At 35.9% G+C, this 22,705-nt stretch carries 15 protein-coding genes, 3 tRNA genes and 1 pseudogene; 10 read left to right on the forward strand and 9 right to left on the reverse strand.

Features of this window, described 5'->3' with window-relative positions; all coding sequences use genetic code 11:
* Positions 1 to 8: 8 nt before the first annotated feature.
* Together ACFILN_RS05020 and ACFILN_RS05025 are read right to left on the reverse strand one after the other, a co-directional pair.
* A pseudogene (locus tag ACFILN_RS05020) lies at positions 9 to 269 on the reverse strand (hypothetical protein); the annotation flags it as partial.
* Positions 269 to 649, reverse strand: coding sequence for a hypothetical protein (locus tag ACFILN_RS05025; protein WP_375671016.1), 381 nt, complete (start codon positions 647 to 649; stop codon positions 269 to 271). The pseudogene ACFILN_RS05020 and the gene ACFILN_RS05025, both read right to left, overlap by 1 nt.
* Positions 650 to 1,714: 1,065 nt before the next feature.
* Here ACFILN_RS05025 and ACFILN_RS05030 point away from each other — a divergent pair.
* The 8 genes from ACFILN_RS05030 (at position 1,715) to ACFILN_RS05065 (ending at position 8,450) form a co-directional block, all read left to right on the forward strand.
* Complete coding sequence (locus tag ACFILN_RS05030; RefSeq protein ID WP_375671018.1) at positions 1,715 to 2,935, forward strand: hypothetical protein; 1,221 nt, start codon at positions 1,715 to 1,717, stop codon at positions 2,933 to 2,935.
* Complete coding sequence (locus tag ACFILN_RS05035) at positions 2,932 to 4,137, forward strand: ATP-grasp domain-containing protein (protein WP_375671020.1); 1,206 nt, start codon at positions 2,932 to 2,934, stop codon at positions 4,135 to 4,137. The genes ACFILN_RS05030 and ACFILN_RS05035 overlap by 4 nt, the downstream gene beginning before the upstream one ends.
* Positions 4,138 to 4,302: 165 nt before the next feature.
* The gene (locus ACFILN_RS05040; RefSeq protein ID WP_375671022.1) at positions 4,303 to 4,509 is read left to right on the forward strand and encodes a YqcI/YcgG family protein; all 207 of its coding nucleotides are present in this window, start codon (positions 4,303 to 4,305) and stop codon (positions 4,507 to 4,509) included.
* A 64-nt stretch (positions 4,510 to 4,573) separates the two neighbouring features.
* Complete coding sequence (locus ACFILN_RS05045) at positions 4,574 to 4,876, forward strand: YqcI/YcgG family protein (protein ID WP_375671024.1); 303 nt, start codon at positions 4,574 to 4,576, stop codon at positions 4,874 to 4,876.
* The gene (locus ACFILN_RS05050; RefSeq protein WP_375654701.1) at positions 4,869 to 5,192 is read left to right on the forward strand and encodes a cupin domain-containing protein; all 324 of its coding nucleotides are present in this window, start codon (positions 4,869 to 4,871) and stop codon (positions 5,190 to 5,192) included. Before ACFILN_RS05045 ends, ACFILN_RS05050 begins: the two co-directional genes overlap by 8 nt.
* A gap of 1,500 nt (positions 5,193 to 6,692) precedes the next feature.
* Positions 6,693 to 6,863 (forward strand): hypothetical protein, encoded by a 171-nt coding sequence (locus ACFILN_RS05055; protein WP_375632536.1) that lies wholly within the window; start codon positions 6,693 to 6,695, stop codon positions 6,861 to 6,863.
* A gap of 365 nt (positions 6,864 to 7,228) precedes the next feature.
* The gene (locus ACFILN_RS05060) at positions 7,229 to 7,450 is read left to right on the forward strand and encodes a hypothetical protein (RefSeq protein WP_375671026.1); all 222 of its coding nucleotides are present in this window, start codon (positions 7,229 to 7,231) and stop codon (positions 7,448 to 7,450) included.
* 22 nt (positions 7,451 to 7,472) lie between these two features.
* A complete protein-coding gene (locus ACFILN_RS05065; protein WP_375671028.1) occupies positions 7,473 to 8,450 on the forward strand; it encodes an MFS transporter in 978 nt (325 codons plus the stop codon).
* A gap of 462 nt (positions 8,451 to 8,912) precedes the next feature.
* On the opposite strand, the gene ACFILN_RS05070 is transcribed toward ACFILN_RS05065, so the two are convergent.
* From ACFILN_RS05070 to rplU, 4 genes are all read right to left on the reverse strand, one after another.
* A tRNA-Ser gene (locus ACFILN_RS05070) sits at positions 8,913 to 9,002 on the reverse strand.
* 1,542 nt (positions 9,003 to 10,544) lie between these two features.
* On the reverse strand, positions 10,545 to 13,076 hold the full coding sequence (gene ptsP, locus ACFILN_RS05075) for a phosphoenolpyruvate--protein phosphotransferase (protein WP_375637182.1): 2,532 nt from the start codon (positions 13,074 to 13,076) through the stop codon (positions 10,545 to 10,547).
* 1,406 nt (positions 13,077 to 14,482) lie between these two features.
* Complete coding sequence (gene rpmA / locus ACFILN_RS05080; protein WP_100130483.1) at positions 14,483 to 14,752, reverse strand: 50S ribosomal protein L27; 270 nt, start codon at positions 14,750 to 14,752, stop codon at positions 14,483 to 14,485.
* Between the two features lie 12 nt (positions 14,753 to 14,764).
* Positions 14,765 to 15,244 (reverse strand): 50S ribosomal protein L21, encoded by a 480-nt coding sequence (gene rplU, locus ACFILN_RS05085; protein ID WP_375662950.1) that lies wholly within the window; start codon positions 15,242 to 15,244, stop codon positions 14,765 to 14,767.
* 285 nt (positions 15,245 to 15,529) lie between these two features.
* Here rplU and ACFILN_RS05090 point away from each other — a divergent pair.
* Positions 15,530 to 15,619: transfer RNA gene (locus tag ACFILN_RS05090), tRNA-Ser, on the forward strand.
* 318 nt (positions 15,620 to 15,937) lie between these two features.
* Here ACFILN_RS05090 and pgi read toward each other — a convergent pair.
* The 3 genes from pgi to ACFILN_RS05105 form a co-directional block, all read right to left on the reverse strand.
* Complete coding sequence (gene pgi, locus ACFILN_RS05095) at positions 15,938 to 17,602, reverse strand: glucose-6-phosphate isomerase (RefSeq protein WP_273790288.1); 1,665 nt, start codon at positions 17,600 to 17,602, stop codon at positions 15,938 to 15,940.
* Positions 17,603 to 17,792: 190 nt separating this feature from the next.
* Positions 17,793 to 20,927: an efflux RND transporter permease subunit gene (locus ACFILN_RS05100; RefSeq protein ID WP_375637185.1), complete on the reverse strand. Its 3,135-nt coding sequence runs from the start codon at positions 20,925 to 20,927 to the stop codon at positions 17,793 to 17,795.
* Positions 20,924 to 22,063: an efflux RND transporter periplasmic adaptor subunit gene (locus ACFILN_RS05105; protein ID WP_375630490.1), complete on the reverse strand. Its 1,140-nt coding sequence runs from the start codon at positions 22,061 to 22,063 to the stop codon at positions 20,924 to 20,926. Before ACFILN_RS05105 ends, ACFILN_RS05100 begins: the two co-directional genes overlap by 4 nt.
* 355 nt (positions 22,064 to 22,418) lie before the next feature.
* On the opposite strand from ACFILN_RS05105, the gene ACFILN_RS05110 reads away from it, so the two are divergent.
* Positions 22,419 to 22,495, forward strand: a tRNA-Arg gene (locus tag ACFILN_RS05110).
* The last annotated feature ends 210 nt before the right edge of the window (positions 22,496 to 22,705 follow it).

Consider the following 22,705-nt stretch of genomic DNA (forward strand, 5'->3'; position numbering starts at 1 on the left):
ATTCATAATCAAAAACAAACTTCATCTATATGATGTCGTATTTGATGATGAATTAAAGAAACAGAAGCAGTTCCATCAATTGTTATAAACCGCTCATCTATTTCTGATAAAACTTTGTATACTTTGTAAACTTTTTCAATAAAAGAGAGTTTTTCTTCGTATTTTAAGTTTAAACCATCCCTTTTCTGCAACCGCTCTAGTATAGTAGTGGGCGGTAAATGAAGATAAAATGTAATATGAGGTCTTGGAATAGATTGATTTAATTTAACTACACTTTCAACAGAAAGCTCTCGAGCATAAAAATAAGCAAGACTAGAATAAACATATCGATGCTAATTAATAAATTTTGCGATGACGTGAAGTAAGGTTCAATAATTTCAAGCGTATGTTTGCGTCTATCTGTCGCTGATAAAAGTAACGGATCAATTGCTTTTCCATTATCTAAGTAATCTCTAATTTCTGGATTATTTCTATTCCAATAACTGGGTTGAAAAGTTTGTATTATATGTTTTTCTATTGAGTAATGGCGAGCGATTTCTTTTGTTTGTGTTGTCTTACCACTCCCATCAAATCCACATAAGACAATAAAAGAACCAAAAAATTTCTTTGGAGACCCCATGGAATTATAAACTTTTTTATCAAGATACATTTTGTCTATATACTTTCCATAAGTTAAATTGTTTTATGTCTGAAATCTCTTAATGTTTAATAAGGTGTTTTTTAACTCGTCTCTAAACAGAAAAACACAATACTCCCGCATTTTGTATAACTTTATGATAAATGGTAGTATATAGACTTAGTTTTAAGATAAGGTTATATTTTAGACAACTTAAAATGAGATTAAGTATTTGTAAAAAATATATTTTTTTGTTCACACTCCATAACCTGCCATTTTTTGACGAATTCTAGTAGAGTTTCTGAGGATTACTCCTATAGCGTCGTGTAAGTGTATAGAAATGAGTTCGATCTCAGTATATTATTGTCCCTTAAGAGCTGCTACTAGATTGCGCTCCATAGGAAGCTAATGAAATCAACTCTATCTTTTCTCAAACCACTGCCCTCGCTATAAGCATTTGATATCCGATCCCGTCAAAAAGCAGCAGAGCAATTCTTGGAAAACATCGCTGAGATATTGAAATATGCCTTGCAAAAGCGTTTAAATCAAATGTTTCACTATATTTTTCGGTATATTCATAAACTGAAATTAAGAATATTATAATAAGACCTCAAACAACGACGACGCCCAAATCAGCCGTAATAAAGCCTCCTAAAACTGAACCAATAATACCTCTCTATCAGACAGACTACTATGTAAAGGCTTTAATACAATACCTTAGCGCTAATGCCATAAATGTTTCTGATAGATAACGAAGTTTATTGTCACAACAACATCTAACAACGGTCAATAGAAAAACCTCAACCTTGAGTATAAATAAAATCAACTTGAAAGCGCAAAATATATCTCTAGGACATAGTTATATTCGTTATCTGGCTTTCCCCTTATTGGCAAGCCTCCCGCAACAGACGCAGTAAAAATACCAGCCTCTATCGCTATTCATTCTCCTGAATAATAAGCTATCACTACCATAAACATCAGCGTTCAAATGTTCCCTACCAAAAAACTTGACATGCCCAGTAATATGTGTGTGTGTATTTATTATTTGTAAACATGTGTGCTGATTTATAATACTGTGTGTTTTTAAGAGATTCTGAAATGGGGGGGGATAATGTGCACAAACAACTGATGTTTCGGTTTTATGGGCTTGTTGTCCTGCTGTATCTTTCTGATATGGTTTTATTTTTAAGTAATCTTTGGAATGCTTATCGCATAACATCCTCATCGGTTTTCCTAGGCGTAACCATGGCTTTGGGCACCCTTATGCCCTATCTTTTGAAAAAAAGCGGTCTTGTGCACATTAAAGCCTCACTGCGGTTGGTCGATTTATACAAAAGGCGAATCATTATCTATAGCCTTCTTTTATTGATTGCACTTTTCCATTACGCTGATTCCCCCTTTGGTTTTATCGTTGTCTCTATCTCTATCGGCTATCTCTCTTTGATTACCTTAAGCACTCTCGAGACTTATAATACTAAACTAGCACTTAGTGGTTATATTAGCGCCCAAAAGGCTTCCCGCATTATGCAAACAGTGGTGCAAATTGGCGCATTTTTGGGAGCAGCACTGAGTGGTTATCTCTTAGAAGCGACCAGCCCTCGAGGGGCAGCAGCTGAAATCGGTTATAATGGTTTGATTGTGACACTTTGTGTGTTTGACATCATTATAAGCCTTATAGCCGGATATATTATCTTTTGCGATGAATATAACGCCACAGATACCACAACACTTGCAACTGGTAAGAAGCCAGCGCCTACACCGCAAGCGGATGAGCTCTCTCGTGAACTTAAACTTTTATGCGTCTGCATAGGACTTATTGGCTTTCATATTTGCGCTTATAATACGCTGGCAACTATTCTTTTTCAGAGTGTGAAAAATTTTGGTTCTGAATATTATGGGCTTTGCAGTGCGGTTGCGGGCGTGGGCGCTTTTTTAGCTGCTTTTATCAAAATCCCTCGTTTTGAATTTATTCTCCCAGCCCTTATGTTGAGCATGGCTGATCTTATTTTTAGCACCACACAATCACCCTATTTGGCTGTGGTCTTTTGCTTTTTTATTGGCTTTTCAATGAATACCATGCGAATTAATGCCCGCAAACATACGATTGAAGCAACCAAAACAGAGGCTCAAGCAGAGCTGGTGGGAAGCTATAGCGGTATGCTTTATACTCTCTCCCAATCGGCAGGTTATGTCATCCTTGGTCTTCTTACAAGCTCTGCCCTTATGGGTCCTCAAGCAGCTGTTTATCTTCTGCCCCTTATAGGGCTAATAATCTTTATTTATGTTCTTTTCCTTTTATCACAGCGGAACAAAGTATGAGAAAACCTATTCTTATTGTCGACCCTTTCTCCACGGGTGCCCTCTATGGCCCTGCTTTGCAAAAATTAGGCTATGCTTGTTATGGTGTTGTCTCTCAAGCAGCTCCTTTTTCACACTTTATGCTTTCTTATCAGGGAAAGGGCATGGCAGAAGCGAAGCTTCATAGTGTAGATGAGATAAAGAAATGCTTTCCTATTGGCACGATAGAGGCTGTAATAGCGGGTGCCGAAAGAGGTATCTATTGTGCAGAGCAATTGGCGGCTTATTATGGTTGTCTTGGGAATAACCCCTTGACTACCGATTGGCGACGGAAAAAAGCAGCGATGCAAAAACGTCTTTGTGAAAATGGTTTATCTTACATCCGATCAAAAATTCTTACAAAAAACGATTGTACTCTCGATGGTTTTGAAAGCCACAGCGGCTATGTGGTAAAGCCAAATGATTCTGCAGGGAGTGATGGTGTTTTGTTTTTCTCTAATCTTGAGGAAGTAGTAACGTGGACCTCTGAAATCGACTGGAAGAAAAAAAATATTTTTGGCGCACCTAACGAGGCCTATTTGCTCCAAGAAAGATTGGAGGGAGAAGAATACATCGTCGATGCCGTTGTAAATGGAGAGGCTATAAAGGTATGTGCTTTATCGCGATATAAAAAAGGTATTCATAATGGAAGTGCTTTTGTTTATGAATCGCTTGATGTGCTTGATGCTCAAGATCCCTCTTATGCCCCTCTTATCTCTTATGCAAAACAATGCATTCGCGCACTGGGGATTGAATATGGACCTGCGCATATGGAAATCATGCAAACAGCTCGTGGTCCAGTGATGATCGAAGTAGGAGCCCGCCTCCACGGAGGAATTGCACCCACCTTGTTCGCGCATTGCTATGAAGATGGTTTACTTGAAAGCTCCGTTAACCTTATTGCAGGCGTGTTTTCGCAAACCCCAAGTCGCTTTAAGAAAAAAGGGCGTATTATCTTCCTTATCAACGAGATCGACGGTCATATTATAAAAGATGTTAACGTATGGCGGCAAAAGCTTCATTCTTGGGAAAATGTGGTTCATTTTACGCTCTTTTTTAAAGAAAACGAGCCCCTCCCCCTAACCATCGATTTAAATACCTGCCCAGCTATTATAGCAATTTGGGGACACAGTGATGATGAATTATCAGCTTTGGAGAGGATCATTCGTAGCAATTTCTTATAAAATATAGCAATTGGGAAGAAAAAATGGATTCAGAAGCGCAAATAATTGAAAATATAGACAAATATTAAAAATGGGAGCAAGTCATTTTTAAAGAATTCAATGCAACCATGAATAACACAATTAGGCCTTTTCTGCCTATTCAGTGTAAATGGATACTCAAAAAATATGCTTAGATTTGGGTTCTACAACAAGCTGACTTCAAAAAATATAATGAAAGACCTGATAACTTATTGCGATAATTATAAAAGTTTTGGAAAGAACACATCTTTTGTTGCATTCGAGGAGCCTGCCCCCATACAAAGTATCGAATTTTATAGAGAAAAATTCTGGTCTACACTTAAAAATTTGCGAGCTTTTGACAACCGAGAGTGACCTAAGCATATACAAAAAAAATATGTACAATCATCTATGAGAGTTCTGCTTTCATGGCGAACCTATGTTTATAGCTTGCAATACCCCATCCCATATAAACAGAATAAGTAGGAGAAGTTCTACATTTATGTTAACTTTCCAGCCTAGGTGGGTTTTTTCTGATCTGCTCGATACAGAACAAAAAGCAAAAAATGCATTCTCCGCTGTAACAAAAAGACTTGAACCTTTTGATATTATAACAAAATCTCCTTTTTTAGGAAAATATGGCGAACCCCAAAATAGAGAATGGACGCAATACTTCCTGCAAGATAATAATATTAAATCCCCACCTTGCCCATATCATATAATGGAGCACGATAATGACTAAATTTTCTAAAATTAAATTAAATAAAAATATCTATGATATATTCAAAATGATGCTTCCAGAGCAAGGATCAATAGAGATACAAAGAGATTTTCCAAAAAAAATACACGATTGGCATATTCACCAGGTCGATGAAACTCTCTTAATTATAGAGGGAGAGTTAGATTTTTTCTATAGCGAAAAACATATAACCTGTACACCAGGAGATATTATACATCTACCTGCCAATACAAGGCACAAATCAATTGCAGCAGATGTAGGATGCATATATGCAATTGCTACAGAAAATCTCACTATTGGAGATATTAGAGATGGGTAACCGCACGCTCTTTAATGGATTCTTTCTCATACAGGATTTTATTCTTTTACTCCTGCTTCCCATAATGCGCCCATAGATTCTGCGGAAAATAAGGCTATGAAGTTTACGGCCCCTACCCCAAACAAACGTACAAACTTTTCAGAAACCGCATTTTACAGCACAAAATAGAACGTTATTCTTTAGGAAAAAAAATGGATCAAGCTTAACCGGTTAAACAACAAGAAAATAATTTTGTTTACGGCTTTATTATCGAGCATTCACGGATGGATTCCGGTATTATCTCTATCTGGAACTCCCTACAAGCATGAAGCAGAAAAGCTATCAAGCATATTTAGTATACCTAATGACAACTGTTATTACCATGCGTGATGGCTCTAAAATGTAGATGGATTTGAACTTTTAAATAATTTTTTTAACTCTTGCATCACTTTATTTTCCTACTTCTTAAATAATATTCAATAACTTAAGTAAAATAAATATTTTGGTTTTGGTGTGTTGTTAATCTAAAGCATCTGAAGAGAATATATTAAAGAATTAAAATATTTACATGTCGAGATTGAAGCAGCCCTCTTTTACCAAAAGAAAAACTATTATAACATAGGCGAATTTAGCTATTAATCTTTTGTTGCAAACAAGTGGAAAAAAATACTGAATATAGAAAAAATTGCATAAGAACCTTTAACAAAAAGGATTAAAATTTATAGAGAGTTACAAGGTATAAAATAAAATTTGTTCTATCTGCGCTGCAATTTTTTCTGGTTAATTTATTCTACCGATATCATTAAGGCTTTCTTCTAATGACATTGTCTATCATTAGAGGGAGATATGTGATTGTTTTTCGAATTGTGACAGCACACAAATTTCGTGATTTATGTTGCCCATTAGAAAATGTTGGTTCGTTGAGTAAGTTAAAAAAATACATAGAATTCCGTATAATGAAGTGTGTATGTATAAAACTTCTCAGGATGATCGTGTTAATAGCAATGTTGAAGGAGTGCCTTTTTGGGAAAGATTGTACAGCAATTACGAGTATCTCTAGGAAGAAAAGCGCTGATTTTTAGAACAGAGAGAAACATTGATTATAACAGTTTATTAGGCTAAACGCAGAATATTCTCCTAATAATGGATGGTTAAATTATAACGGGATAGTTTTTTGATAATCATAAAGAAAAAGGTAGAGAGCGTGTTTCTTTTAGTTAAGAAAGAGTATTGCTCATTTTTCTTTCTAAAAATAAACAAATTCAAAGATAATTTTTTGTTCTTGTAGTGGTGAGAAAATAATTGTCGAAGTCAGTGAAGGGGAGATTCCAATAGATTGTTACAAAGTTTAATAAAAGTTGGAATACTTAAAAATTCTTAGTTCCTATGATGATTTAAGAATACCAGATTAGGATACGGAGAATTCAAGAGCTCAAAACTTTGTGATAATATTGGTTTAGAATTACATCTTGTTCATTCAGACGAGATGAGCCAATTATTATATGTCACAGAGACATATGGGTGGAAAATTTTAAAAAAGCTTATCCAGAATCTGACTTAAAGGTTATTGGAACTTTAGTAGTAAGATTGGCTTGGTCTCATGTCTCTCAAAAATTAGCAACCAATCTTGTTGTGACTAGACTAAATTTGGAAGATCTTCTCACTGAGCGTTTTTATAATATTATGAAATGATAAAAATATTAATATTTCTTCTTGTCCCGGACACGAAGCCGGTGCTATTTGTATTTATTATCCGTTGCACCATTGTCCGAAATATATTTTAAGTGGTTGTCACTTGAAATATGCCTTGGAAAATTATTTGGCAAGAGAGCATACCTATATGTATTGGAAAGTAATTTCCTATTATTTATCTCAATCTATGGGTACAACGTTGCCAAGTATAGAATTCATGCTGACAGATGACTTTCAAAAAATAAGTGCCTATAACGCATTTGAACTAAACTTTTATGAAAAACTGGAATTTAGTACCGAACCATATTCGACAATGGAGAAAATCATAAAATGGCTTGAGTCTCTGTTTAAAAGGAAAGAGGCTATTGCGTAATTCTGTTTTTCTTATGATTGTGATTAGTTGTTTGACGAGTTTTTGTGCTAGTGGTGTATTATCTATTGGCCTTTCTTTGTTACAATTCCAAGATACAACGGGAGAAGCGTCTGCTACTTTAAATGTCGTTAATTTAATCGCAATTGGAATTGCTGGCTTATGTTTGGGAAACGTGTTGGCGCACTATCAAGTGCTTTATAATTGGGTTTTATAGTCAAATTACTTGCGCTTGTTTATTGTCTTTCTTATTATTTATGAACAATCCAGTACTTATTTTATTTGTATTTTTTTTACTTGCTCTCTTGATGGGGGCTGATAACCCAAATAACAATAGTGCCTTGAATCAGCTGGTTCCAGCTCCCAAACAAAAAGCTGGAATTTTTGCATTTTACACTAGTTGCTGTCAGTTTTTTGTTATTATATCCCCATTGCTTATATATTTTATAATTGCGCATTTGGGGCACAAAATAGCTATAGCCTTTATTGTATTTATCTATCTTTTGAATGCCTGCTTATGGTTTCGTATAAAGTCTATACAACAACTAAACAGAGCAAAAGAGCTATTAAAAAAGCCATCTCAAAAAGCTTATGGAGTTGGGTTCAGGTGCCTTTGGCGGATTTCTGCGTTGCGTTTTTTAACGATTAATCGTATTTTGAATAATTCTCTCTATACGGGGCCTATTGTTTTATTGCCACTTGTGCTTGCTTCTATAACATCAGATAATATAAAATTTACAGCTATTCAAAATTCTATTTTTGCTTTGTCAGCACTGGGTTTTGTGATCAATGGTCTTATCTCATCTTATTATTTACAGAAATTTCCATCTTTAATTCGTTTTTTTGTATGGGGGGCACCGGCTTTTGCCGTGATCGCAATCTCTTTTGTTTTATATTTAAATTTTACTCAATATTCCCTTTATATTATGGGGTTTTTATTAGGTATTGGGCAATTTTATTTTAGGATATCGGGAATAACAATTGGACAAGCTATCACACCTAATGAAAATTTAGCCGAGGTGATTTTGGCAGGCGATGCCAGTGTACGCATCATAACAGCTTTATTCTCTATTGTGCTTTTATATGCAGGAAAATTTTTTTCATTTTCTATATTATACGTCCTATGTGTATTTATAGGCTTTTGCGCCCCTTTATTTATTTTGCACGGACTATCTATTTACATACAAAGCTTAAAGATAAAAGAAAGCGCCGCATGAATGATATTCAATTATTATATTACGTCAGCCTTTTTTTGATTATCGTATAGATAAAAATTTTGTACAAATATTCATGACATTAATTTTAAATAAGCACATTGCGTGAGAAAAGCTGAGGTGTTTGTTACCTCTCATGTGGATAGCCCGTTAAGCAACGAAATTGCAAATAGCACTATGATCACCATTAATTCTAAAAGCTCTACCAGAAGTTAGTGATAATGGCAAAAATCCTTTAATGATATTTGAAGAGATCGTTTATGCTAGATCAGGTTATCTCAAGATCGAGAGGAGAGGAGCTTAAAAAGTGTAAAATTCATGGAAATTCAACAGCAATTTCTAGGTGTACATAATGACAGGCATAGATTGGCGCGAACTGGTCAATTGCAACAGCAAAAAATCCTGCAAATGCTGAGCTTTTTAAACTATGTCATATCAAGCATATGAAAGTTCGTTTTAAATTAATGGCGGAGAGAGAGGGATTCGAACCCTCGATATGGTTTCCCATATACACGCGTTCCAGGCGTGCGCCTTCAACCACTCGGCCACCTCTCCAGAAGTTTGCACTATACCCAGAAAGAAATAACGTGCAAGTCTAAACTATACATTCAAAACCCAAAAAATAAATTCATTTATTAAAGTAAGAGCTTATATCTGTTGAATAACAAGCACATCCCTTCTTTTTAGGAAAAAACTTTTTTCGTGGATAGGTTTGTAGAATACAATAATGGGAATAAAAAGATTGTCACCAGTTATAAATTTTCATACTCATTTACGCACTTTCTGCTTCACAAAAAAATACTTCTCTTAAAATTGGCATACAGTCCATGGTTTTGCATAACCAAATAATTAAATATCTCTCACTTAACACCATTGATTACCCTAATAATAAATAGAATAATAACGATATGAACTTCTTATATATATAATATTAAAATTGTTTATTCAGATAATAAATTTCATTTCAATAAAAATCGTTTTCAACCTTCTTCTTGCCTCCAAGGATGAAAATACTTAATCACTGTAACTTTGATTACAAACAACTCTCTCTTGAAATGAGATCTACCTGCTAATCACTTTTATGTTTCAGATAATATATAAATATTGATTTATAATAATAAATTATCGTTTATACGTCATAAGCGGGGATGGTATGTGGAGGAAGAACATTTTAAGAGAGGATAAGTGCCTCTTATGTATTTTTTCAAATAGCACGAATTCTTGCAACATTGAGGGCTGTAAAATAGTGTGATGGTGTCAGTTTCCTCTTTCATAGGATTACAGAATAAGCCCTACTCTAAATCCTCTATTCAATTTCACACTTCTATATTTAGTTGATACTAAAGAAAATAAAATTCAGACAAAAAAAACCTTTGCATTTTTAATTTAATATGTATGAATATATCTTATTTTCTGAAATGAAAAAATAGTCATTTTGGTCAAATACAAAATCATAAAAATGCAAACCTGTTTTCATTTTTACCATATGCTTTTAAATTCAGCTTTACAGTTTTCAAAATATCTAAAGTAATCTCTATTATTTAAAAGAGATTACGTATTACTTCATACTTTTGATTATCGCATTCTTTAAGTGGGATATGGTCTCATAACAAAACAGAATACTCTAAAAATACTATTTTCTTTCTCATCCACACGTTTGTTAAAAAACATCTCTTAAAGCTTGTCACATCTACCTCATACGGTGTCTATGAATGGTATAAAATCTATTGGATAGCATCATCTTTCCTTAAATAAAAAGTAAAAGCCAAGTACCATCACGCTATTTATCACCTAATATTACAACATCCATTGCGATTTGAGAGAATGCATAAAAGGCATTTATTCTTTCTTAGAGTGTTTTTATCCATACATTACTCCTCTTTGTAATGTATAAAAGAATAATTTTTATTAATTTAATATAGAGAAATTTAAAACGAGAAAACCCTACAATATTTAAGGCTCTCATTATGTAACACGATAAATTACCATTACAAATTAATATGCTGCTTATAATTGTCCTAAAGGATAATGTTTTACAACACTAAAGATCTGATTAGTCTGAAAAATGAGCTCGTTTTTTCCCCTTAATGTTCTTTATCACCTTATATCCTTGCTTAGAGCACGTACAGCTCGTGCAGTTTCACATTGTAATGCTTTTTGTGCTAAAATTTTCATATCTTCAAAACTATGAGTCTGTAAACACGCCTTTACTGGAGAAATATCGCAAGATATCATAGAAAGCTCATTAATTCCCAATCCAGTCAAAATCATTGCACCAAAAGGATCTCCAGCCATACCACCACATACACTAACCCAACACTTATTTTGTGCAGCTCCCTGAATAGTCTGATAAATCATACGCAAAACTGCTGGATCAAGGCTATCAGCTTCAGACACAAGGTACGGATTTTGCCGATCAACAGCCATTGTATACTGTGTTAGGTCATTGGTTCCAATTGAAAAAAAATCAACATGGGCGCTTAATACATCTGCCATAATGGCCGCTGCTGGAACTTCGATCATAATACCAAGTTTTAATTTTGGTGCATCGATATCGTTGCGGATTTCCTCTGCAATCTTTTTTATAGCGACAATCTCTGAAACAGACATGACCATCGGAAACACAATCCATAGATCTCCGCCCTCTTTTGCTGCTCGATATAAAGCACGTAATTGAGGCACCAAAAGATCACGTCGACGTAACAAAAGCCGCGTTCCTCGAACACCTAAAAAAGGATTGTCCTCTTTAGATAAATGTAAATGCGTAACCTGTTTATCCCCACCAATATCAAGTGCACGAATAATTAATGGCTTATCTCCTACAGCTGTAATCATCGTCCGATATATATTAAATTGTAGCTCTTCATCCGGAATATGTGGATTCTCTAAAAACAAAAATTCCGTGCGCATGAGTCCAACACCTTCAGCCCCCAAATCAAGCGCAACAGGAACCTGATTTGCGTAGTTGACATTGGCCATGATACGAATTCTTTGACCATCTATCGTTTGCGCTGGTAATCTACACGCACTTATTTCACTGACACGTTTTTGCGCAACAGTATCAATATGCCTTTGAGCATCTTCAACGTCTTCAAGCGTAGGATCAAGGTAAATAAACCCGTTATCGCCATCAATAATAGCCTGAATATCAGACTGAATCGCTAAAATATCATCACCTGTAGCAACAACCATTGGAATACCAAGAGTACGAGCCAAAATAGCTGTATGAGATAATGGACCTCCCCATGCTGTTGCTAATCCTTTTACCCTTGTACAATCAAGTTGTGCTACATCAGAAGGAGAAAGGTCATTTGTAACCAGAATTACACCATGTGGAATATCATTTAAAAAGAACGATCTATAGGATGGATTGATTTCACCTAAAACACGTCGACCAACATCAACTAAATTAACAGCACGTGCTGCTAACAAAGGATTATCTACCTTAAAAAACATATCTGAAAATTGACGAACCGCTCTATCCCAAGACCAAGCGACACCATGACCTTCCGCTATAAAACGACAAGCTTGAGCTATTAAATTTTCATCGTCAAGCAAAACCATTTGCGCAGAAAAAATTGCAGCAGAATCTGCTCCCATACGCACTGTAATATCAGAAATTACAGATGCCATTTTATGTTTTGTTTTTGTAAGAGCATTTTCAAGACATGCTGCACCAGCTGCAAAATCAATTGGCTGGTCTATTATGGAAATATCATTTTGCCTTAAAACAAAAATCTTACCAAATGCTAATCCTGAACTCGCTCCAACACCAGAAATGCCTTTTTGCATAGAGCGTGGATACCAACCATGAAAAGCCTTTGTTTGAGATTCCATTGCTCTCATCAGGCATTTTTCACTAATACTCACTTTTTTTGCAATAGCAATGGCATCATTGAGAAGTTGTGCTCCTTCTGAAGCATCTGTAGAAAAAATCAGAACATCACCGTTTTTTGCTCCTAATTGCAATAAACCAACCAAATTTTTCATTTCAACGGTATATTGACCATGGCGAACTCTGATGGAACTTTGAGCCTTTTTCGCAAAATCAACCCAAAGAGAAGCTGGTCGTGCATGAAGACCACTTGGATAATCTAAAGTCCATTCCTGACACACAGAAAGGTCACCAATAAAAGTTTTTTCTATCTTCATATTTTGGTCAAACAAAGTTGTAACAATTTGTTGTTTGTCCATAGTGGTTGCAAGTACTTCAAGCTGTTTTTTATCAAATAAAAGAGACGTCAATTTTTTACAAATTTCTCTATAGCGATCTGGACACGCTGCAATGGCAATAACCAAATATGCTTTCTTGCCATCCTGCCACTCAACACCAGCAGGAACCTGTATAACAGCAACAGCATCCTTGATAATTAAATCACGATTTTCAGCCATACCATGAGGAATGGCTATACCATTTCCAAGCCAAGTATTGGTTGTTTCTTCACGTGCAAGCATGCTTGCCAGATAACACTTATCAACTGCACCAACCTGCACAAGCAATTCAGCAGCAGCATAAATTGCATCATTTTTATGATCAAAAGCAGCTGCAAGTTGTACAGATCTTATAGACAAGATTTCACCATCAGCAAAATCTACATTCATTGCTTCTGCTTTCTCATATCTCATCATGAATTCAAATTGCCTCACATTTGAACACCAATATCTCTGACACATTCCTTTTCAAAGCTGCATTTCCCAAAATACAAGCTATAAATACCACCACAGCTTTATTTATATTTTACGGAATATAGCTAAGTGAGGTGCTTAAATACCTCAATATAACCGATAAAACAATTGGATATTATTATCTAGCGAAGTGCTTAAAACCATTATAAGCAAATCTGCCTCTTACTCTTTTACTTTACAAAGACAAAACCCCATTTTCTACATAACCAATCACCTGAAAAACTATGTTTTCGAAACGCTCTCATTATCCTAAGTTATTCAACATAACTTTTCATTATTTTTCCTACAAGAAAGCATCCTTCCCAATCATCCGTAACTTCAGCTAATATTTTGATTGATTCCACAAAGTTTATTTAACCTATTATCCCTCTTTATAAATTCATTACATAATTACAAATTGCTCCATGCAACTTATCATCTTTAAAATTCCGTGCTGCCCATCTTATGATATCAAACCCTCGATATATAATATTTATATATTTTAAGCTACACCTTTACTTCAATCAATATCGCAAATACACAATACTCTCTGTCGCACATTTGCAAAGTACGAACATCCCCCCAAGCACCATCATCAATTACTAAAATAAAGAAAAACTCTACAAATAAGATAAATAAAGTAAAAAATGAAAAGCAATTATTGCCTTAGCTCTAGCTCTTATGCTTATTTATTTTCAACAATACACAATAATAGTGAAATCAGAAAAAATATTCTTGAAGGGCGCTGATTGCACGTTGGTTATTTTTATATCTTTAAACACCGTCCTCCTTAAAAATATAATTTCACTCTTGATTTACCGAAAATTCCTTAATGCACGTCACTTTCAAAGTAGTTTTGGCTGCCTTCTTATGGATTTTTTATCCCTATGTCTTTTTAAATGAATAGCCACACCTATCCACACTACCACCTAAAAACAGTATGACAACTCATCAATACCACAATGCCGATAAAAAGACCCATCTTTATCAAAATGATTACATAAAGAATGCTCTCATTAAATTTCTCATAATTTTCTGAAAACAAACTGCTTCTCTTATAAGAAATCACTAGACACTTCTTCATGCATAAAAAGAAAGTCTCTCTCACTATTATTATACAGAAATTTATCAACAAATTCTATCATAATATCAATATGTTCAGGACTAAATACTAACATAACATCGCACAAACTTTTTCCCTCATTGAGAAAAGCCATTTCCTCAATTCTACCTTTTTCGTATATCTTCTACATTTATTATAGTACCAACGCAAAAAGGGAAAGATAAGACTCTATCTTTCCCTTTTAATACTTATAAAACCACAACTATAATTCAATGAAATCCTGTTGATTGCTAGAGAGTGTTACAGATTACTCTGCTGCCTCCAGCATAGGAATGACTGAAACGTAGGAACGATTACCCGCTTTGCGTTGAAAAGAAACCTTTCCATTTGATAATGCAAAAAGCGTATGATCTTTTCCAATACCAACATTGTTACCAGGATGCCAACGTGTACCACGCTGGCGAATAATAATATTTCCGGCAATAACGGTTTCACCACCAAATTTTTTAACGCCTAGACGTTTCGATTCTGAATCACGACCATTACGCGAGGAACCACCAGCTTTTTTATGTGCCATAGACGCTCTCCTTTAATCTTTCTTACTCTTTGATGCTACAGACGCTTTCTTCTGCGGCGCAGTCTTTTTTTCGACCGTTTTTTTAGCCGTCTTCTCAATAGAAGCAGCAGCTTTTGTTTCTTGTGGTGTAGTTGCTTCTTCTTTTATCGGTTTTGCAGCAACTTTTTTAGGTTTTGAACCACCCATTAAAATTTCTAAAACACGAAGCCTCGTAAATTCTTGACGATGGCCACGCGTGCGTTTAGAATTTTGACGACGGCGCTTCTTAAATGCGATAACCTTGCGCCCACGTGCCTGTTCTAAAATCTCAGCTGTCACCAATGCATCAGCAACGACAGGGGTACCAATAACCGCATTACCTTCTTGCCCAACCATTAATATGTCATTGAATTCAACAACATCACCCGCATTTCCACTAACTTTTTCAACTTTTACCACTTGATTAGCAACAATGCGGTATTGCTTACCACCAGTTTTAATGACTGCGAACATTTTTTATCCTTCCGTTCACTCCAGCTCTTATTTAATTTCTGCCTTGAAATAAGGGAAAATAGGCTGCTTTTTATCAGTCGTAATAAATCTCAAAGAAGGATAAAACCTTCTTCAACACAAATATGCGCAGATTTCCCCACGCTTATATTTTGTATATATGAAGGAATTTCTATTCTCTGTCAATAAAGTCCCATAAAAAAGAAAAAAAGGTTGTACCAAAAACAATTGAAGGTTATCTACCCCTTATACACTCAAATAGTGCCGATTTTTGTTTCACTTTATTATGGAGAGATGGCTGAGTGGTTGAAAGCACCGCACTCGAAATGCGGCATAGGGGCAACTCTATCGGGGGTTCAAATCCCTCTCTCTCCGCCATTAATTTATAAAACGATATTATTAAAATGTCTTTAATCGTAGTTTGCCGGTTGTAGCTTGTCAGCAGATTTTGTACCATTTTATTTTTTTCGAAGGATTTTAAGGGGGGCTCAAAGGGTCTTCAAAGACCTCTCGAAGGTCTTTATCGTTTTTGCGAATAAATTCTCCTTTTTACAATTTTTGCACTTTTTTTATTTTCTGTTACATAAATCTAGTTCAGATAATAAGAGAACGCATAGTAAAATTAAAGAATTATCTCATATTTCTCTCTCATTCTACTTTTGCTTAGTTAGTGCAAAACCTACTGTCAAATTATATTTATTTTGCACGTCTTGCTTGAATATGTGCTAGCAACCCTAATGTTGAACTATCGCGATTATCCGCTTTACTTTCTCCACGAAGAATTGGTAGTAACTCGTTTGCTAATTCTTTACCAAGTTCAACCCCCCATTGATCAAATGAATTAATATTCATTAAAATCCCTTCAACAAAAGTACGATGTTCATAAAGTGCAATAAGACGACCGAGTGCAAAAGGTGTTAATAAATCTTGAACCAACGTAATGCTAGGACGGTTTCCTTTAAAACTTCTATGAAGTGCTAGATGATCTGCCTCACCCTCACCAACTCCATTTTTTATCAAGATATGCCGAGCATCTTCAATACTACGCCCCTTCATCAATGCTTTTGATTGTGCTAAACCGTTTGCTAGCAACATCTCATACATAGAATGTAAATTTTTCTCATGCCCTTTTATAAATAAAATAAATTCTACAGGAATAATATCTGTTCCTTGATGCAGAAGCTGAAAAAAAGCATGTTGACTATTTGTTCCTGAATCCCCCCAAACAATTGGACCACTTGAAAAACTTAATGGTTTTCCATCCAGCGAGACTTGCTTACCATTTGATTCCATATCAAGCTGTTGTAAATAAGCTGGAAAATGTATTAAACGCTGTGCATAAGGAATGATCGAACGTGATGAATAACCACAAATAACACGATGCCAAAATCCTAAAAGAGCAAAACGAATAGGAATATTTTTATGCAAAGGCATAGTTTTAAAATGTTGGTCCATTTGCAAAGCACCGTTGAGAAATTTGCGAAAATTTCCACCACCTATTGCAAACATAACAACAAGTCCAATGGCTGACCAAATTGAATAACGTCCTCCAACCCAATTCCAAAATTTAAAAACGCTTGTGGAATCTATGCCAAATTCTGCCACTTTATCAAGCGCACTTGAAACAGCAACAAAATGCGTACAAACGGCTTTTTCTCCTAAATGTGAACAAATCCACTGACGTGCAACTTGAGCATTTACCATTGTTTCAGCCGTTGTAAAAGTTTTAGAAGCAATGACAAACAGCGTTGTTGCTGGATTCAAAATAGAGAGAGTATCAGAAATATGGGCACTGTCAGCATTCGAAACAAAATGACACTGTGGACCATCATGATAAGGTTTTAAAGCGTATGTGACCATTGCAGGACCAAGATCAGAACCACCAATACCAATATTGACAATATCACTTATTCTCTCGCCACTGCTTCCCTTATAGCTTCCATCACGCACCTTTTCAGAAAATCTTTCCATATCTTCAAGGACGTCTTGAATATCGCGAATAAGATTATGACCATCCAACATGAAAATTTCATCAGCAGGTAAACGTAATGCAATATGAAGAACTGAGCGTTTTTCAGTTGTATTAATCGCCTTACCAGAAAACATTGCATCACGCCGGCCTAACACATCTGCTGCAACCGCTAAATCATCTAGAAGTTGCAATGTTTTAAATGTCACACCACATTTTGAAAAATCGAAAAGAAGATCATCAAGTCTGAGGGAAAAATGGGAAAAACGCTGTTCATCTTCTACAAAATGCCGACGAATATCATAGACCCCATCCTTTGCGGCATGGTTTCTTAAAGCTTTTAATGTGGCTTCAAAAGCCATTTCATTTCGAATCGAAAAGCTATCTCCCATAAGCTTATCCTATATGGTTATTGATAATGAAATCTATGCCCAAACAATAACAAAGCAGAAAGTATCTCTTTTATTACTCGCTATTTTCACTGCTCACATAAAAATGAAGGAATATACAAAATATAAAGGATAAGATCCGAAAATGATATTTTTACAAGAATAAACTTTCAAATCTTTTCTATCATATACATCATTTAACTTGATTGAGTTCTTTTGTTAAACGTAAATCTTCTTCTGCTTTTGGTCTTATAAAACGCCCTAAAAAAAGATAAACAACCGGTGTAACATAAAGCGTAAAAATAGTTGCTAAACCTAAGCCACCAACGATAACCCAACCTAAAGCTATACGAGCTTCTGCGCCAGCACCTTTGGCTAAAACCAAAGGAATACCTCCTAAAATGGCACAAATCATTGTCATACAAACTGGACGAAGGCGAATGTTTGCTGCTTCTTCTACGGCTTCACGCACGCTTCTTCCCTGATCACGTAATTGATCTGCAAATTCAACAATGAGAATACCATTTTTTGCCATAACACCAATTAACAAAATTAATCCAATTTGGCTGTAAATATTAAGACTCACACCACTTAATAGCATAGCAATTACAGCACAACCAATCCCTAATGGGACAGTGGCCATGATAATGAATCCTGAAATAAAGCTTTCAAACTGAGCAGCCAAAATCAATAAAATAATCAAAAAGGCAATGCCAAAAACAATCATAAAATTGGAAGATGTTTCATTAAGCGTTTCGGCTTCCCCTAAGGGAACCAAATAGGTTCCTTTTGATAACAAAGGAGAAGCAATTTTCTGTACAGTTTGGTAAGCTTCCCCTAAAGCGATATCTGGAGCAAGATTTGCGCTTAAAACAACAGCATTCATGCGTTTTTCCCGTTTTAATTGAGGAGCAATAGCTTTTTCATGTAAACGCGCAATAACAGATAAAGGAACATATCGATTGTCTTTGGTTTTTAAAAAAATATTTTCTAAATCGCTAGGACTCTTCATAGAATTTGTACGCGATATCAATTTAACATCGTAAGAATGATCATCCACGTTAATGGAACCAATCTTTTTACCATCCAACATTGTTTGTAATGTATCGCCCAAATTGGCGATATCAATCCCTAAATCGGAGGCTTTTTTTCGATTGATTTCAATAAAAAATTGCGGTTGTGTTGCATCAACAGTAAGGCGTGGGCGAATAAAACGCGGATCATCTTGTAAAGCACTCACCAGCTTATCAGCAATGGGTTGTAATGTTGTATAATCATTGCCAAGAATTGCAAATTGCAACCCTTGCCCAGTTCCTCTCACACCCAAAGAATTTCCCTGCGCAGCAAATACAAAAACTGCGGGAAACTGTTTAACCTTTGCATTAATATCTTTCACGATTTCTTGCTGACTACGTAAACGTTTATCCCAAGATGAAAGCAATAAAATCAAAAAAGCAGTATTGGGTGAACCGCCAGCACCCGCGATAGAGTAACTGTTAGCAATCTCTCCTGCATCACGTAATGGCTGTAGACTTGCTTCAATTTGCTCTATTTGCTCGTTCAAATATTGTGTTGAAATACCTTGTGGTCCATTAATAACCAAAAAGATCACAGCTCTGTCTTCTGCTGGCGTTAATTCCTGTTGTAGCTTCGTATAGCCTCCAACACAAAGACCCCCAAAAATAAGTGAAGCAAAAACAACAGCCCAAGGCTTTTCTAAACACTTATGCAAACTGTAAGTATATGCCTTATGAAAAAAAGTACCTAATTTATATAAAAAAGCAAAATGATGGGACTCTTCCTCTTTATCCTCAATATGTTCTTTGAGAAAACGTGAAGCCAACATGGGACAAAGCGTTAAGGCAACAACTGAAGAAAGCAAAATAGAAATTGCCAAAACAAAACCGAATTCTCTAAAAAGCCCTCCAACTTGCCCAGGAAGAAAGGAAATAGGAACAAACACAGCCACTAATGTCAGTGTTGTTGCTAAAACAGCAAAAAATACTTCACGTGTTCCTATCACCGCTGCTGCTCTGGAACCTAATCCCATGTTGCGCCACCGAACAATATTCTCAAGAACAACAATGGCATCATCCACAACAAGCCCTGTTGCTAAAACAAGTCCTAAAAATGTGAGAATATTCAATGAAAACCCTACAAGATAAATAGCCGCAATGGTACCAATCAAAGCGACAGGAAGAGATACAGCAGGTATCAGCGTTACACGAATGTCTCTGAGAAAAAGAAAAATGACCAAGATAACGCTCAAAATAGCAATGACCAACGCAACTTCAACCTCATGAAGAGCGCTTTTAATAAAAATTGCATCGTCATTAATAACGTCTATATGTACAGAAGAAGGAACAATACTTTTGAGATTATCAACAACGGCTCTCACACCTTCAGAAATATTAAGAGTGTTGGATTGTGCTTTACGCACGATACCTAATCCAATACCTGTCTTTCCATTGATACGAAGAATAACTGTTTCTATATCCGGCGATAAAGTAACATGCGCAACATCACCAAGATGCACATGAGGCTTTAAAACAACTTGTTCAAAAGATTCTGGTGTTGTTAAACGTGCAGTAGCACGTACAACTAAAGTTTGCTTAGAATTGCGTAATGACCCTACTGGCACATCTGTTGTCATATCAGCAAGAACACGTGAAATATCTGCTACAGTTAATCCATAACTTGCAAGTTTTGCTTGATCTATATCAATCTGAAAAATCTTTGTGCGAGCACTATCGACCTGTACATCACCAACACCATCAACAGCAGAAATTGCATCAACAATCTGATCGTTTACAATCGTGGTTAAATCATCAACACTCATTGTTGGTGACGTCACAACCAAATACATCATGGCAGCAGCATTCGAATCTGCTTTAATAATCAAAGGCGAATCCGCATCTTTCGGTAAAGAATAGGTAATACGGGAGAGAGCATCACGAATATCAGATGCCGCAACATTCAAATCAACACCAACATTAAAATTAATCTGTACACGGGAGCGCCCAAAAGAAGACGTTGAAGAAATCGTCTTAACACCTGAAACACGAGAAACGGCATCTTCTATAACTTTTGTAACTTCACGATCAATTGTTTCTGCCGACGCACCAGAAAACACCGTCACAACCGTCGTTACGGGAGTATCAACATCGGGTAATTCTCTTACATCAACATTTAACCATGCTGCAAATCCTGCAATGATGATCATAGCATTTAAAACAAAAGTAAAAACCGGTCTGCGAATAAATAAGGTAATGAGACCACCTTGCTCCACCTTTGACGTAGGCTGTTTTGTGCTCAATTCTTGGCTCATTGTATATCCGTTCCGTAAACTGCTGGTAATTGCTGTTGATGAGACTTTGGATCATCAATCGTTACTTTACTTCCTGGATAAAGCATTTGCACCCCTTGAATGACAACTTGATCACCATTTTCTAGGGGTGCTTTTACGAAAACTTGATCTGCTTTATGCTGAATAATTGATACGGGTATAGCCTCTACTTTCCCTTCTCTCACACGCCAAACGAATGACCCTTTACTATTCCATTGAACTGCAAGAGGATTAACGACAGGAAAAGAACCACCATGAAATTGCAAGGCAACAGAAAAGGACATACCAGACATGAGCGTATCTTTTTCATTATTGATTTCAACCTGAACATGAAGTGTGCGACTTTCTGGATCAACGATATTATCAATCGCATAAATATGACCAACAAAAGACATATCTGGCTGCGCGACTAACGTTGCCGTTACCTCATCTCCTTTATGGATGCGCGACACATATCGTTCAGGGGCCCATATATCGACCAAAATACGTTCTCTATTCTCAATACGGCCTATTACAGTATTAAGGGTCACGTTATTCCCCGCATCAACGGGCAAAATACCAACAACTCCAGGAATCGGTGCTCGAATTGTTCGCCGATCGAGATCTAATTCAGCATTACGCAAAACTAAATTTGCGTTATCCAACTCTAAGCGTGCCATAATTTCTTGAACTTCCGTTGCTGTATTGCTGGCGCGTAATTTAAGAATGCGCGAAAGCGTTAACGCATTGTTATCACGTTGCACTTTTGCTTTTGCAGCCGCTATTTCTTCTTTTTTAGAATCAAGCTTTGCAATCACATCATCGGCTTGTACTTTTGTACCTGCTGATACAAAAAGCTTATCAATAACACCTGAGGATAAAGGGGTAAGCTCAACTTCTGCAAGAGCTTTTCCACTCCCTAAAACGTTAAGTTGTTCATAAAAATCTTGAATTTTTACAAGATCAACGACAACATTTACCGGTGGCCTTCCCATTTTTCCATTTGAAGTTTTATCTGATACTTTTGTTTTATCCACCATAGAAATGGGTTGTTCTGCACTCTTTTTTCCAGCCCAATAAGTAACCGTTAAAACAACGATTAAAAACACTAATGGAAAGCTCTTTTTTAATAACGCCATACATCCGCCCTTGCTGTGTCATGTTTATCTGAAATAGTTTTCAACAGTAATATCGGCGTTTTACACAAAAACCCAACAGCGGGTGTGTGTGTCTTACCCCCACCGCAAAAAACAGATCTCATCTCTGCTTGATTATCTTTCATCTATAAAAACGTCAAGTTAACTATCGTTCATATTGCTTTGTATGGTCACAACAAAAAAATGTTCATATCAAAACCAACTGAAGCCATAATATTTTTAAAATATCTCATAAAAAAGAGAGATTTTTTTATTACTATCCAAGTTTCACTTGCATTTCTTTAATGAAACGATTAGGAACCCTTTGTCTTAGACAATGTAAAAAATTGAAATATATGCACCCGTAGCTCAGCTGGATAGAGCACCAGACTACGAATCTGGGGGTCAGGAGTTCGAATCTCTTCGGGTGCGCCATCTATCAATATCTTACTTATAAAGCAGACTTTTTAAATTCTTTATTTTGTGATTTATTTTTACCTATCTTTGTTTTTTTGTTATTTCATTCTGTTGTGAGTCGTTTCTTTAGCCATTTTGCTAGAATAAGATGTTATGAGTCCTTCAATTCAGCCCTAAGGGCTTTTATTAGCTAATAATCGTAGCGATTGCATGAGTAGCGTGTATTGT

It is taken from the genome of Bartonella sp. CL434QHHD (assembly GCF_042195145.1).
Taxonomy (GTDB): Bacteria; Pseudomonadota; Alphaproteobacteria; order Rhizobiales; family Rhizobiaceae; genus Bartonella.